The sequence below is a fragment of the Exiguobacterium sp. FSL W8-0210 genome (assembly GCF_038006045.1).
Classification (GTDB): Bacteria; Bacillota; Bacilli; order Exiguobacteriales; family Exiguobacteriaceae; genus Exiguobacterium_A.
The window spans coordinates 92399-107055 of record NZ_JBBOUK010000002.1; the positions used below are offsets into that span (position 1 = coordinate 92399).

13 protein-coding genes are annotated in these 14657 nt (G+C 33.7%); 7 read left to right on the plus strand and 6 right to left on the minus strand.

The window, feature by feature from the left end; genetic code table 11:
* Window positions 1–43: 43 nt before the first annotated feature.
* Window positions 44–616, plus strand: coding sequence for a YdhK family protein (locus MKY22_RS16555; protein WP_341090387.1), 573 nt, complete (start codon window positions 44–46; stop codon window positions 614–616).
* Window positions 617–677: 61 nt separating this feature from the next.
* Here MKY22_RS16555 and MKY22_RS16560 read toward each other — a convergent pair whose 3' ends face one another.
* Genes MKY22_RS16560 through MKY22_RS16575 form a run of 4 tightly spaced genes read right to left on the minus strand, consistent with a single transcriptional unit; the run spans window position 678 to window position 4254 of the window.
* Window positions 678–1349: a response regulator transcription factor gene (locus tag MKY22_RS16560; RefSeq protein ID WP_341090389.1), complete on the minus strand. Its 672-nt coding sequence runs from the start codon at window positions 1347–1349 to the stop codon at window positions 678–680.
* Window positions 1346–2662: a sensor histidine kinase gene (locus MKY22_RS16565; RefSeq protein WP_341090391.1), complete on the minus strand. Its 1317-nt coding sequence runs from the start codon at window positions 2660–2662 to the stop codon at window positions 1346–1348. The genes MKY22_RS16560 and MKY22_RS16565 overlap by 4 nt, the downstream gene beginning before the upstream one ends.
* A 49-nt stretch (window positions 2663–2711) precedes the next feature.
* Entirely contained in the window at window positions 2712–3518 is an 807-nt protein-coding gene (locus MKY22_RS16570; protein ID WP_341090393.1) for a hypothetical protein, read from the minus strand.
* 37 nt (window positions 3519–3555) lie between these two features.
* Entirely contained in the window at window positions 3556–4254 is a 699-nt protein-coding gene (locus MKY22_RS16575; protein ID WP_133208791.1) for a cytochrome c biogenesis protein CcdA, read from the minus strand.
* A 230-nt stretch (window positions 4255–4484) separates the two neighbouring features.
* Here MKY22_RS16575 and MKY22_RS16580 point away from each other — a divergent pair, with 230 nt between their 5' ends.
* The gene (locus tag MKY22_RS16580; RefSeq protein WP_341090398.1) at window positions 4485–5204 is read left to right on the plus strand and encodes a peptidoglycan DD-metalloendopeptidase family protein; all 720 of its coding nucleotides are present in this window, start codon (window positions 4485–4487) and stop codon (window positions 5202–5204) included.
* Window positions 5205–5719: 515 nt separating this feature from the next.
* Here the strand turns inward: MKY22_RS16580 and MKY22_RS16585 are convergent.
* Window positions 5720–6010, minus strand: coding sequence for a type II toxin-antitoxin system RelE family toxin (locus MKY22_RS16585; RefSeq protein WP_341090399.1), 291 nt, complete (start codon window positions 6008–6010; stop codon window positions 5720–5722).
* A 3-nt stretch (window positions 6011–6013) separates the two neighbouring features.
* Window positions 6014–6334 carry a hypothetical protein gene (locus MKY22_RS16590; protein ID WP_341090401.1) on the minus strand — a complete coding sequence of 107 codons (321 nt, stop codon included), beginning with the start codon at window positions 6332–6334 and terminating at the stop codon, window positions 6014–6016.
* Between the two features lie 603 nt (window positions 6335–6937).
* Here MKY22_RS16590 and MKY22_RS16595 point away from each other — a divergent pair.
* From MKY22_RS16595 to MKY22_RS16615, 5 genes are all read left to right on the plus strand, one after another.
* Window positions 6938–7840 carry a DNA/RNA non-specific endonuclease gene (locus MKY22_RS16595; protein WP_312086051.1) on the plus strand — a complete coding sequence of 301 codons (903 nt, stop codon included), beginning with the start codon at window positions 6938–6940 and terminating at the stop codon, window positions 7838–7840.
* Between the two features lie 116 nt (window positions 7841–7956).
* Complete coding sequence (locus tag MKY22_RS16600) at window positions 7957–9315, plus strand: hypothetical protein (RefSeq protein ID WP_341086190.1); 1359 nt, start codon at window positions 7957–7959, stop codon at window positions 9313–9315.
* A gap of 2 nt (window positions 9316–9317) precedes the next feature.
* Window positions 9318–11849, plus strand: a complete 2532-nt coding sequence (locus MKY22_RS16605) for a hypothetical protein (protein WP_341086187.1) — start codon at window positions 9318–9320, stop codon at window positions 11847–11849.
* Window positions 11846–13621, plus strand: coding sequence for a hypothetical protein (locus MKY22_RS16610; RefSeq protein ID WP_341086185.1), 1776 nt, complete (start codon window positions 11846–11848; stop codon window positions 13619–13621). The genes MKY22_RS16605 and MKY22_RS16610 overlap by 4 nt, the downstream gene beginning before the upstream one ends.
* Window positions 13602–14189: a hypothetical protein gene (locus MKY22_RS16615; protein ID WP_255178788.1), complete on the plus strand. Its 588-nt coding sequence runs from the start codon at window positions 13602–13604 to the stop codon at window positions 14187–14189. Before MKY22_RS16610 ends, MKY22_RS16615 begins: the two co-directional genes overlap by 20 nt.
* Window positions 14190–14657 lie beyond the last annotated feature (468 nt).

A 14657-nucleotide genomic window follows, 5' to 3' on the forward strand; every position in this document is an offset into this window, starting at 1 on the left:
ATAAAGTCTAAGAAAAGTATAAAAAAATTGGAGGTAATTTTTTATGAAATTAAAGAAAAAGATTTTTATGACAACCATGGCTGCTTCACTTTCTTTAGGTCTTGCTGCTTGTGGAAGCAATGGTGATGATTCTAAATCAACGGGAAGCATGGACAAAAATATGGATGGTATGGATCATTCGACGATGGACATGTCTGGATCGAAAGAGGTCCCGAAAGGACTACAAGAGGCTAAGGACCCTAAATTTAAAGTAGGCGACATGGCGATGATCAAAGAAGCACATATGGAAGATATGAAAGGGGCCGAAGCAAAAGTTATAGGCGCTTATGATACTACTGCTTATAGTATTTCTTATGACCCTACAAATGGCGGGAAACGTGTCACAGATCATAAATGGATTATTCAAGAAGAGATTGTAGATGCCAAGTCATCGCCTTATGAAGTAGGCGATGAAGTAAAAGTGGACGCGGATCATATGAAAGGAATGAAAGATGCTATGGCTACCATCGATTCAGCTAAGCAAACAACGGTGTATATGATTGATTTTGAATCGACTACAGGTGAAAAAGTGAAAAATCATAAATGGGTGACTGAAGACGAACTGTCTGCAGAATAAACAATAGACAAGAGAGGAACGGTTTTTTAACCGTTCCTCTCTTGTCTTCTTTCTCATTTATTCAAGGGACCCACTTATAACCAATTCCCCATACTGTCCGAAAGTGGTCTTCAATAGGGAATTCGAGTTTCCTGAGCTTTTCTCTTAAGTTTCGCACATGAGAATCGACGGTTCGTTCATCTGTCCATTCATTTGCTAACCATAAACTTGAGAGCAGTTCCTCTCTTGAATAGACACGTTCTGGATTTTTTAATAATTTAGCTAGTAACGAAAATTCCTTTGGCGTGACTTTGACCAAGTGATTATCGTAATACAGCTCATGGGCGTCTTCATTTAAGATTAGACCCGACGATTCGATTTTTGATCCTGAGGAAACTGTCGTTCGTCTAAAAATCGATTGAATTCTTGCCTTCAATTCCGCCTCGTCGAACGGTTTCACAATGTAATCATCTGCTCCCAGTTGCAATCCTCTTACGATTTCTTCTTTTCCGTCGAGTGCTGTCAATAAAATGATTGGTACATTTGAAACTTCTCTTATCCTTTGACAGGTCTCAAAACCATCCATTAAAGGCATCATCACATCTAATATGACTAAGTCAGGCTCATCTACATCAATCAAGTTCAAAATCTCTCTTCCACTGTTCAGTTTAATACAGGTATAACTGTCTTGCAGATAAAGTTCGAGTAGTTCTAACATTCGATTCTCATCATCTACCAAAGCAATGGTTCTCATCCTGGAATCCCCCTCAAGTCAATGACAACCTTCAGCCCGTTTTCTACATTAATAGCTACAATGGTCCCTTTGTGTGCTTCAACAATTTCTTTCGTAATGGCTAAACCGAGTCCAGTACCTCCTGTTTTGCGATTTCGCGAAGAATCTACTCGATAAAAACGATCAAAAAGATACGGGAGTGATTTTTCATCCACGCCGCCACCTTCATCTATAACTTCAATAACGTTTTCATTTAGTTTTAAAAATACGCGTTTGTTCGCATGTGTATATTTCAGCGCGTTATCGAGTAAATTTAAGAGAACCTGATCAAATCTAGCTTGGTCTATCTCTTTATAGATGGGTGTTTTATTAATTTGAAGGATTAATTTCACTTGTTTCTCCTCAAATTTAAAAATTATCCTTTCACTGATTTGTTTTAAGAAATCATTCATCTCTGTGATCTGAGGATCTATTTGAAAATGTGGCTCTTCCAATCTAGCAAGTTCAAACAAGTCTTCAATCAGTTCTTGAAGTCTTTCGGACTCCTCATAGATGATGTCTCCAAATCTCGATTCGTCTTTTTGGAGAAGTCCTGCATATCCCTTAATATAGGTAATCGGCGTACGCAACTCATGTGTGATCGAAGTCAGAAATTGCTTTCTTGTATTTTGAATATGGCGTAAATCAATAGATAACTTAGTGATGGCTCGTGCTAAGTCCCCTACTTCGTCGCTTCTCTCAGCTTCTCTGATTTTCAGTACCTCGCCTTGACTTAACTTTACAGTCGCCTCTTTCATTGATAGAAGTGGTTTTATAATGACATAACTTAAAAAATAAACACTTACTAATAGAAAAAGTACTAATAAGAATAGAGAAAAAATCACTTGTTGTTTCAATTCCTCCATCAAATGCTGGATATACTTCGTCGGCTCTAACATGATTATTTGACCGCCATCTTCAATAGGACTCGCCGTCACTAAAAATTTGCCTTTTCTCCAATTTCCTTCTACGATTCCATCTTTTTTTTGAATCCAATCCGGATTCAAAAATCGTTCGGCATCGTTAGATGAGTCGACGACTTGATTATTTTTGTCTAAGATAATCACATCAGTCATCGCCTTTTCCTCCATTAAAACGACGTGTTCCACAGTTTGTTTGTCAAAGTTAGTGGAAAGAACGTCTCGATGACTATTACCTCTCTCTTGAAGGCTCTCCAGTTCACTTTCTACTTGTTGATGTTCAAGAATGTTGTATACGATAGCAGATGAGAGAATGAAAATCATGAGAATCCCGAAAAAATAAAATAGCGTTATTTTAAATGAAAGTTTATTCATAGGGTACCTTTCTCATTTAAGATGATTACATATAAAAAACTTTTGAGATTTAGAAAAAAAAGTATTCTTCATTTAGGCGATACACAAAAGGACTTTTATCATTTGATTCTTTTAAAAGGACAATCCCTTGAATATTGCTCCATAAATAATTAGCGAAATCATAATCACTTAAAATAGCTTCGCGAGTAGAATCCGTCATGAAGCATTCTATTTTTGTAATCGTATACATATTCTTCGAATCACGTTGATAATCTAAAGAAAAAGAACCCTTTATGTTAAGCCTTTGAGCAATTATTGCTACGCATTGCTTTAAAATCGAGTTAGAAAACACCTCATATGAAAGCACCGTATCTTGGTACCGTTCATACTCTTCTCTCATAAAACAACAAATCACTTCATCCGATCGATAATCGATATATGCATCAATTTTACCCATTTTTACATCTTCATGCGCCTTCTTTATTTGGTCAAAAGAGTAAGTGAAGGTATTACCTTGAACCGAAAATGAATCTTGAAGTGTTGTTTTATCCCAGTCAAAGGATGTTATAAACATTACGTTATTTTCTTTCATTTTTAACTTGTGTTTCGCTAGCGTAGATGCTTCTTGTTCGCTTAAAGGAATAATCCAGTCTATTTTTTGAAATGTACAATATTCAATGAGATCACTAATATACTCTTCTTCTGATTCTTTTTTTGAAAATGAATCAAAATATTTAAAATCAGGAAGTAGCTTTCGAACCCATCCTTCTTTTGAAGAAATATGAATCTCTATACCTGAAGGTTTAAGTTGTTTTATGTTCTCCATCACTTTCCAGTTTTCCTCTACTCCCGTTATCAGGACATTTTCACGAAACATGTATGATTCATCTCCTCTTGAAATAGAAAATAGAGCGTCAGAACCCTCTAAACCCTGTAAAATCAATCAATATTGTAGTTAGTTTCGTTAGACCATCGAAATACAATATGATACCTAATAAAATCATAAGCCCTCCACCTATTTTTGTAACCTTTGAAGAATACTTCATTAAGTATCTTGATTTCCCGACCAAAAACGACATTATGAAAAATGGAATGGAGAAACCTAGAACATAAAAGAGCATATATAAAAATCCATTGCCAGGATTTGTGGCAATCAAAGCAATAACTCCAGCGAGAATTGGTCCTGTACAAGGAGTCCATCCAGCGGCTGATCCGATTCCGACCAAAAACGTTCCGATATAACCACGCTTTCTTTTTCCTAAGTTCAATCTTCGCTCTTTAAGTAAAAATGTTGGAGTCCATAGACCAGTTAGAATAACACCAAAGATGAATAAAATAAGCGCACCGCTCATCCGTAAAACATCTTTATACACTATAAAAAAATCAGCCAAGTAGGACGTTGAAAAACCCATCACTAAAAATACGCTCGAAAATCCAAATAGGAAAACTAATGTATGAGGAACCCCATTCCAGTTCCACTTTTCATTTTCTTTTAACTCTCTCACTGAAACTCCTGTAATGTAAGATAAAAAAACGGGATATAAAGCTAGACAACATGGTGAAATGAAAGATAAAAAGCCTGCCCCAAAAGCTAACAAAAAAGATAATTCCATCAAATTCCTCCTACGTACAAAAAAAACTATTTTTTAGAATATTTATAGAAAAAGAAATGTGTTTAATTTTTATCATAAAATTTATTTGTGAAAGAACTATGCATTTTTTGATTAAATCTCTTGTCAATTTTTGAAATGAATTTGATATACTTTTTTGTAATATAGTGATGCTATACTCCTTTTAACAAATCGTTCGTCACTGTATCTTTATCTTTAAAGGAGTACAACTAATGAAAAACAAGGTAATACTTATTGCTTCTAGTGTCTTACTCACAGCAACTTTTTCGATGCATAGTCCAAAAGTCGAAGCAAGTAGTGCATATAATGTAAAAGTGAAGACAGACGATCTTCGTGTTCGGACTGGTCCTTCTCTCAATCACAAAATTGTCGGTATCACAAACACTGGCCAGACCTTTTCTTACTTAGGGAAAAAAGGAGCTTGGACAAAAGTACTTTATAAAGGAAAAGCCCGGTATATCTATAGTTCTTACCTAAAAAAATATAAGAACCACGTTGCCAAAAAAACATCTTATAATAACTCTCTTTTTGCTTCTCCTACAAAAGGTCGGCTGACCCAAGGATACGGAAAATCTAATGGTGCTTACGGTTATACATTCCATAATGGCGTTGATTTAGCTGCAGCAAAAGGCACACCCGTCTACGCTTCAGCTAGTGGAAAAATCATTACATCTAAGAACAGCGGTGCATACGGTAAACACGTTATGATCTCACATAATTTACAGAATCAAAAATACGTAACCGTTTATGCACATATGAATAGTCTTTCGGTAAAAAGTGGTCAGACAGTTTTTAAAGGTATGAAGATTGGCACAGTTGGGAATACAGGAAACTCGTTCGGAAATCACTTGCACTTTGAGATTCATAAAAACAGTTATAAATACAGCAGTTATTCTGCAGCGAATAGTGTCAACCCCATGAACTATTTGTAACCTAAAAAAAGAAAAGATGATGTCCTCGGATATCATCTTTTCTTTTTTTAGTTCATATTAATAGCTGACAAAGTATTATTTACTTACTTTCTTCTTTACTGATATCTTTATCAAATTCAGCAATACCTTTTTTAATCTTTGAAATTTTGTTCGATACATAGAAATACTCATTTTTAACTTCACCTTTCATAGAACATTCCTTCCTTTAATTACATCTCATATTTTTTATTTATTCCGAAAAGTAAATATATATTTTAGTTCCTATTTAAATGTTTTAATATGTTCGTAAAAGTACCGTTATGTGTACAATAATGATTATTCTTTCACATAAGTGAATCTAGTGGATAAATTACAATATCAAAGGCTATAAACTCATCTTTTTATCAATGTGTTTTTAATAGTCCTTTTATGCATAAAAAGATAATAAAGTTCGGTCATACTTTTCAAAAGCACGACAAAAAGGATCAACGTATAGATATCTTCGAGTATCTGCGCGTTGATCCTTTTCTTAATCATCAATCTAATCGCTGTTCAGCCATCTTATAAATCTCATCTTTATCACGTTTACCAATCGCTACAATTTGAATGATTTGGAGTTTACCGTCGATTTCTCTAAAAACAACGCGTAATCCCATTTTTCTATTTTTCAACTTATTGCAATGCGACAAGTTTCCACTGAGTGGCTGTCCTGCTGCCATTCCTATAGAAACGATTCGGTTCAACGCTTTGTCTACGAATATCTTTTGACTACCATCGAGGTTATCGTAATCTTCTTTCGAATACTGCGTCCACTCAAGCTGATACAATGATCATTCCCACCCGTCCATTTCATCAATAGTCGTTGAATGAGTTTCTTGTTCTCCACGGACTTCTGAATCGGTATAGGTGCGGACATTTTTGTTAGATAGTCGCATCTCAACAGTCAAATCATCTAATCGACTGTACAATTCTTCAATTTCTTTATTGAGTGATTCGTATTGCTGTTGCGTCAACATGACACCCGCAACTTTTTCACGATTAAAGACATATACACCGGCTGCTTCACGATCTGCTCTTTGAAATGTTTCCATAGGAGATCGTTTCACGTCAGATATAGAAGCGGTTGGAATATCAAGTATTCTCATTCCCATCATCATGCCCTCCTCTTATTTCCTTTAGTATACACCATTTAAAAGACTTTCAAAAGTCTTTTAAACACTCTCTTCAATTCTTATAATGTTTATATTAAATTCTCTTTTTAGAATAAAAGTCAAAAAAATAGGGTTCTCATTTACTGAGTTCTTTATTGTTTGTTAGGTGCTACTTAATCTGAGTATACGTTAATTCGTAATCAAAAGATTATTTAATGATCTTTAATTGCACATCTGCTTGAGTCTCCAATACATCGCCCTCCTCACCCAAAAATGTATACGAGTTTACTTCATCTACACCAAGAATCGTTTTTACTTTCAAGTCTCCACCTATAGAATTAACCGTAAAATTCGTCCCTTCTCCAATGCTCTCAACACGGTGTAGATAGACTGAAATACCATCGCCGACTCGCTCGGTGGGTATAGGACACTTTTTGAACAAAACTTGTAAACCTTAATATATTTTATCTAAAAACCTTTCACATCAATTATTGTGGAAGGTTATTTTTTGTTCAAAAATAGTAGACGATGAACAAAAATGTAATGTACAATAAATCTATCTTTTTAACAAAAATTGTAATAACTATTACTAGGAGTCTTAAAATGAAAAAGAAAATGAATTATTTAATCGCCCCTTTAATGACCATCTTTATGGTTGGGTGTACGAATGTAGAAGATGCGTCTATTACAAATGGCGAAACAAATTTACAAGAAGTAACAACAATTAATACAACTGCTGCTGAATCAGTAGTAGAAGTTACATCAACTCAATCAAAAGATGAACTGTTCAAAGGCTACAAATTAATCGAAGTGGATGCTTGTGATTTATCCGGACATCGTGAAGCTAATGTTGTGGTAGACATAGGTTTTGTTGATCGAGAATATTGGGCATTTACGAACGAGTATGGTCAATTAGTGAAAGTTATTGCTGATAAAATTATTTTACAAGATGACCGTACTGAACCGGTTACATCATCGGGAAGATACTGTAAAGATGAAGCAAAAGTGCCTGGAGTAGAAAGAAGTGACTTAGATGAAGGACATGTTATCGCTGACAGCATGGGCGGTGTATCTAGTGCTTTTAATATTACTGCTCAAAATAGCTCATTAAATAGGCATGGCGACCAAGCTTACATGGAAGATGCGATTCGTAAAGCAGGTGGAGCTACAGATTTTGAAGCAATTATTACATATCCAAATACTGAAACTCAAATCCCTTCTCATTATAAGTACACTTACACAATAAAAGGTAATAAGATTGTTGATGAATTTGACAATGGCAATCCTGATGAAACAAATAAATCTTTAGGTTTAACTGAAAATAAATCAATAGACTCAAATAATTCTAATGATGATAAAGATATTTCTAGCATTGATACAAATAATGATGGGCAGGTAACAATTAAAGAAGCTAAATCAGCTGGCTTCAAAATGCCAATAACAAAAGATCATTGGTTATATCAATACATGGATGATCGTGATGGAGATGGTTATGTAGGCGAATAGCAAATTTCGTTAGTAATTTTTAGAATGATACAGATTTTTGTAGCAGGTCATGTTTTAGAAAACGTATGAAGATTTTAACAGCTAAAGGAGAAAATATATTGTAGGTGGGAAGATAAATGAACAAAGTTTCAAACAGTCAAAACCATAGCAATGTTGTGGGAATAAATAAAAGATTGGGTGTTTATAGGTACTACTGTAAAAGAGTATCAGCAACTGAAACTTTACCTAATGGTAAAAATCATACTGTCGATAAGATGATGATTATGTTGGAGCAGAAGAAAAACGGATGTGCAGTAAGTGTTGTCCACCCTATTTCTGAATTCATTCATATGCCATTAAAAAAAGGTGGTATTCCTAGTATTAAAACACAAGAACAAGTTGCTAACTCTATTGTGAACTTCCTAAATTTTGTGTTTATAGAAAATCAAGCAAAGTATAAGTTATCAAGCGTAAAAGGCCTTCTTTTTGAACATGGAGTGGATTATTTGAATATGTATGGTTTAATAGGACGAAATAACGCTCCAGTGAAAAAAGAAACAGTCAAAAGATGTGAATGGAATCTTACTCGTTTATACTACTTCCTAGCCAAAAAAAATATTTTAAAGCATATAACGATAAATGATTTCGATTTCATAGAATACAAGTATGATGTTTTAGAAGTCAACAGGAAGCCAGAAAGCCCTTTTATCAACGTGAACTATCCAAAAGATGAGGAAGAAGCATTTCTTATCCATGACCTTCCTCGTGAATTAATTATTCCCTTCATACACACCGCAATGTCATATACACCTAGAATAGCTCTTGGTGTGGCATTTCAGTGTTTCGGGGGCTTACGTGCTGGCGAGGTTGTAAATATCGCTAGGACAGGTATTACTCCATCAGGAGAATTCGGATTATATGGATTTCAAATAAAAATACAAAATCGTAATTTCAGACCCGAACTAAAGGATATCAAGGGAAAAGGAACCGTAAAAAAACGAAGAAGGCAAGGTATTTTCCCTTTTAATGGCGAGTTATTACAACTTCTATATAAAACGCATATTAATAATTATTTACCTACCGACGGTAGCAACGCTCTCTTTTCCAACAGAGATGGAAAAGCAATGGAGAAATTTACATATCAACGGGAGTTTAGAAAATTGAAAAATATATTCTTAAATTTATTGATAAATTCTAAAGATCCTTTACTTAGAACATACGGCTTGGAATTAAGTAGCGCTAAGTGGTCTTCTCACATCGGACGTGGAATCTTCTCGAATTTGATTGCAGCAGAAGCAACTAATGTACTTCAAGTGATGACAGCGCGTGGAGATGACAACCCCATGAGCAGTATTACGTATCTAAACAATACAGATAAGATGCTTAGACTTCTAAAGGGTAACTACGATGATATGTATATGGATTTATTAGAAGTAAAGGAAGTGATTATTTCTGAACTAAAATTAAACAGTCGAAATCGAAAAAAGGGAGATTAAAGGTGACAGTATGGTATAAACCCGAAGAAGTAGCTAAATTAATCAATAGAAGTGATTCGAATTTACGAAAACTTGCACGAACAGGGTTAATACCCGATTCATTTTTGAAAGTGGAACTTTCTTCTGGCGGACAAATCAAATATTTGATTCATGCAAACTATGTTGAGCAGCAACTATGCTTGCAAGCTAAACTTTCAAATGATTATTACAAAAAAGCCGAAGTTAAAAGTATGCTAAATGTATCAGACAAAACACTAAAGATTTTACAAGAGACAGGAGTATTCGAGGATGTCTGGCTTTTTGAAGGATTTCTATACTTTTCAAAAAAAGAAGTTGAAATATTTTTAAACAGTAAAACAAGCGCAGTTAGCCTAGTCCAATTAATTAAAGAAGAATTAAATGTATCAACAGATAGACATATTTTAGTTGACTTTATATTCAATGACCCATTTTTATCAAAACTTGTATATAAAGAAGCTCAAAGCTACCAAATTAAAATTGAAGATTGGGAGGACTACAAAAAAGGATTAGTCTATGTCGAAGAGGCTTCTATATATTTAAATATGCCTTTAGAAGTGATGCAAATGTTATGGAGTAAGAAACATATAAAATCATTTACAGCGAAAGATAGGGGTGTTAGAACGCATCTTGCTTACTTAGATGAGTATAAGAGACGTGGACTGATCCCAATTGAGCAATTAGCATTGGAGATGAACACATCTTTGCATGTTATAAGGAAATCTTTTAATTCTGACGACTATATTCTTCTTCCAAATAATAAAAAAGATTTTTACATCAAAAGAGAAAGTGCTGATGAACTTATAAATAGTTATGCTGCAATACAAATTAAGCATAATCATTATATCCATAGTGTAGAAACTAACTATCATCAATTTTTTGAAGACAGTATTACATACTTTAAGAACAAAGCCAATATAAACCTTACAGTGGATTTATATAATAGATGGTCTAGAAAAAAAATAGAGAAAAGCACACAGCCACTCAAAAAACTCACGCTTCATTATTTACGTGTTTTAGAGGTTTTAGCAACTCAACTAACTAAAGAATTAATGGAATATTCAGATTTAGAATTAAAACAACTTTTCGAATCACTTCCTAAAAATCAAACTCGTAGAGTTATCCAATTTCTTGACTATTGCAAAGAGAAAGTTGATTGTGCTTTTAGTGGCGATTATGTTTTTAAAAAGACCTTAAATGGGGTTGGTGATGAAGCGTATACCAAAGAAGAGTGGAAATTATTAATCCTTCATGTTTTAGATGTGGACAAACATTTCGAAAATGCAGTTGAAAACAGAGAGTATGCTAATACATGGCTATTCTGCTTGTTACATTTTTCATTGGCATGGAGACGCTCAGATATGATTTCATTTAAATCGATATCACTTGATATAGTGGGCATTGATGACTTTGAATGGTTCAATGAACACACATTTAAATTAGAAGATGCTCAAAATATATTAAAAACAGTCAGTAGAAGTATGCAAGAATATTTATCAAGAAAGAACAAACAAAAATCCGTATACGTTGTCCCTTTTATTTTTGAAATGCCTACAGCATTAGCCTTCATTCTTAGTGAACTACACCGTAAAAATGAAAACGCAAATAGCAAATTTTTAGTTGAAAATATAAGCGACAACAATATTAAAGATTTCTTTGGAGAAGATTTGCCAAAATTCAAAAGTAAAATGAGTAACAAATCGTTAATGACTTACGGTTGGGAAACAGCGGTAAAAAACGGTAAAGGTGCATTGGCTTATTGGCTAAGTGGTTTTTCTCGTTCTCATACTCATAATATTTCAATGCCTAACTCTATCACTCAGGTATATCTAGTTACGCGAAATACTGATGTAGATGTTGAAGAAATGGCTCGTCACGCCTTCGATAGAGGGATTTTTGGATGGCAAGTAAAAGTTATGATAGACGCCATAAATGAAAATGAACCGATGAGCTTAGGAGAAATGACAGCAGCCATAACAAATATCAATAAAGAATATTCACCTGTAATGATAAACGAATTATCAAAATTCGCTGTCACTAGGCACGAGCAATCAATTGCATTATTAAAAGACCTCATGAAAATTCCAAAACAAGAGTTAAAAGACAAACTAAAGGAGATTTCCAGATTACGCTCCCCTTCATTGCTAGACCATTCACAATGTCTCGTAGGATTAGAAAATTGTCCGTTTAAAAAAGAGGTTGAATATAATCTAGAAATGCCATGTCTCGGTTGCAAAAATCGCATCGATACAAATTATATTTTAGATATTGTGAATGTGAAAATATTTTCTTTGATTGAACGATTAAAAAAAACAAATCAAGACGAACGTATCACACGTATCAAATATACACACATGATTAAATCGCTTTTGTATATCCTAATGGATTTCAAAAGAATGTATGATCAATTTGATACGAATTATATTCGCAGTTTCATAGATTTAGACTTGTTGCAAGTAAATATTAGAGAATTAAATGTCACAAAATTTTTAACTATAAACGAGGCGAATAATTGATGGCTGTAAAAAATTTAAAAGTAGGAAATGGAGATAAAGGATTACTTATTTACGAAAAGACTTCCAACTCAGTTGCAGAAAAAAAGTATCTCAAGTACAACGAAGATGAGTTAATTCAGTATCAAGAAAAATTCGAGCTTTTACAAGACGATGGGATTATTAAATCCCCTTCCGAATTTCTTGACCATCAATGGAACGTAATGGGACGCGAATATTATAGGAGTCTTGATTTTACTGAAATAGAATATGATAAAGAGCTTTATTTATCTTTAAAATGCTACGTAATAGTACAACTATATGATCGAAATATATCCCCGGATAGCATTTTTGAGGGGTTTGGCAACATTTTAAACATCATTAAATTAACAAGTTGTTATGACAAACGAAAACTAGTGGAATTCGAGGAATGGAAGTTAGAAAAGGAGTCATTAAAAATTAATTTAAGTACATACAGAAACTATAACTTAGGATTCTTGTACTTTAATCCTATAAACGACGCAGCTGATTATATCCCTTTATTTGAATCCATACAGGGCGCTGATTGGGATATAGTCAGAGAGATACCTACTTATGAAGAATTTGTCCGTTTTGATTTTTTAATTAACGATTTCATGAACAAAGCAACAAATAATATGCGTTCGAAATATTACCCAATTTTTATTTGGTGGAAAGTATCGACAATCCTCCCTATTCGCCCAATAGAACTCGTTAAAATAAAAAATAACGATATACGGTATGATGCGAAAGAAGAAAAATATTACCTTACCAAAGGGAAAAGAAAGCTATCGCCTTCCAAAAAAGAAAAAGGAAAGCATCACGTCTCCATACCTAAGGAAATTCAGATAAACAAGGAAATATTCGAAATTATTGAAGATTATAAAAAGGAAACTAATAGTGAGAACGAAGAATATCTGTTCCATCTTTCTCACCATTATGAACATTTAACAAAGCCTAAGTATAGCAGCTTCATAAATAAAGGAGTAACAAAAAAATATAACGACCATCGAACAACCGATTTAATGTCAAAGCTATTGGTTTCATTTTTCAATGAAGTGATACAAGACGGTATGGGCATTAATGTTGTAAATTCAAGAGACGAATTAGATTTAGAAAATCCACACAAAACCATTACTCGCCTTAGTCTAATGGATACACGCCATTTCGCTATTTGTTCAATGATGATGCAAGGATTCAGTGAATTAACAATCGCCCAAATGGCAGGTCATACTAAGATTGAAACTCAATCCGCATATGCATCTCATATTGATGATTTTCAAAGGTCTTATTCTAATTTACTAGCTAAGGATATCCAGCGAAGTATGACAAACCTAAATACTTCAGGATTCGATCATTTTACATTTCGTCAAAAGCAGATACTCTCTTATTGGAATTCTGACTACTCTAAAGAAAAGAAAATAGATTATGGTTACTGCCAATCAAAAAACTTTCCGTACGAATGTTTCGAAGATGATTGTATCTTTTGTAATAAGATTCATATAGATTTATCTAATTTGACCACTCTAGAACAATCTGAATTGGCAAACAAAATTACAAAAATTCAAGATGAAATACAAATCAAATTAAATTTCATCAAAAAGTATTACCGATCAGCTTATAGGAAAAAGGAGTCAGAATTCGATAATAACGAAAAAAACTCTAAAGACCTTGAACGAAACAGCGCAAATCTCGCAATTTTATTAAATAGAAAAGCAATGTTAGAGGCGCATCTAGCCAAAAAAATGGAGGTACAAGATGACAACAGAAAAGTCTAAGGGTGGCAGACCGCAAAAATATTCATATGAGGAACTAAGATCCGTTTTATTCGAATACGCAAACAAAAAAAGTGGGAAATTAATTACTCTCGCAGATTTAGGGCGCGAAACAAAGTTTCCTCGGTACGTATGGAGAAATAATAAACAGATTCGAGAAGACATTGAAAAGCTTAACAAAACCCCTATAGCAATCGTAGGTTTAATGAAAGAGAATGTAAAAATTCCTTCGGCTGAGGATTTAGTAAATTCTAATTATAAAAATAAAAACCTACTAATCACAAGGGTTCAACAAGTCCTTGACGCATATCAAACTACTTTTGAACAAGTGTTAAAGACAACGGAATTAGAAAATAGCCTAAATATTAAGGAGAAAGAAATAGCCTCTTTAAAAGAGGAAATCGATGCCCTGAAAAAGCAGGCTGCATTCTATCAAGAAAAATACGAATCGATGACATTACATAGCACTACTCTTCTAAGTCGGAAAAATTTTGATTTGAAGGAAAATGTCATAGATGTGGAAAAGAAATTTAAAGAAATTGACGATGAATTTGAGGATTTATTCAAATAAACAAAAGTCTATCAAAAGTCATAAAATAAAGTACTTTTAGGGTTCACTTCAAGCTCGCTTCGGGGACGTTTTCGTTATTCAACAATCAAAGCGCTATTGCCGTACAAAGGTAATCGCTTATCAATTAACTACATATGATTTAATAACTTCACATTACAACTATTGTTGTTCTAACTTGAGTAGAACTCAAAGCGAATGGCGCAATTGTCGAACAACATAAACTGGCTTTCTACTTTGTGTTCATATAAACATAGTAGGAAGCCTTTTTTATTCTATAATTTCTTCATTTTAGTCTTGATTTCCCGAAAAGGTTTATTATAAAAAAACCTCCTGATTTGTAACAGATTCAGGAGGAACTTTGTAATATTTGAATGAATGATGTCTATTTTGGGGTAGCTTCCCGTAAATGCGTATTTACAACGTTAAGCTGTTTGTGTTGATAAAAATAAAGCATATACAACGATAAGA

Coding starts and splice junctions, on each gene's coding strand:
- MKY22_RS16555 (WP_341090387.1), top strand. CDS start 44: ATGAAATTAAAGAAAAAGATTTTTATGACAACCATGGCTGCTTCACTT.
- MKY22_RS16560 (WP_341090389.1), bottom strand. CDS start 1,349: ATGAGAACCATTGCTTTGGTAGATGATGAGAATCGAATGTTAGAACTA.
- MKY22_RS16565 (WP_341090391.1), bottom strand. CDS start 2,662: ATGAATAAACTTTCATTTAAAATAACGCTATTTTATTTTTTCGGGATT.
- MKY22_RS16570 (WP_341090393.1), bottom strand. CDS start 3,518: ATGTTTCGTGAAAATGTCCTGATAACGGGAGTAGAGGAAAACTGGAAA.
- MKY22_RS16575 (WP_133208791.1), bottom strand. CDS start 4,254: ATGGAATTATCTTTTTTGTTAGCTTTTGGGGCAGGCTTTTTATCTTTC.
- MKY22_RS16580 (WP_341090398.1), top strand. CDS start 4,485: ATGAAAAACAAGGTAATACTTATTGCTTCTAGTGTCTTACTCACAGCA.
- MKY22_RS16590 (WP_341090401.1), bottom strand. CDS start 6,334: ATGGGAATGAGAATACTTGATATTCCAACCGCTTCTATATCTGACGTG.
- MKY22_RS16595 (WP_312086051.1), top strand. CDS start 6,938: ATGAAAAAGAAAATGAATTATTTAATCGCCCCTTTAATGACCATCTTT.
- MKY22_RS16600 (WP_341086190.1), top strand. CDS start 7,957: ATGAACAAAGTTTCAAACAGTCAAAACCATAGCAATGTTGTGGGAATA.
- MKY22_RS16615 (WP_255178788.1), top strand. CDS start 13,602: ATGACAACAGAAAAGTCTAAGGGTGGCAGACCGCAAAAATATTCATAT.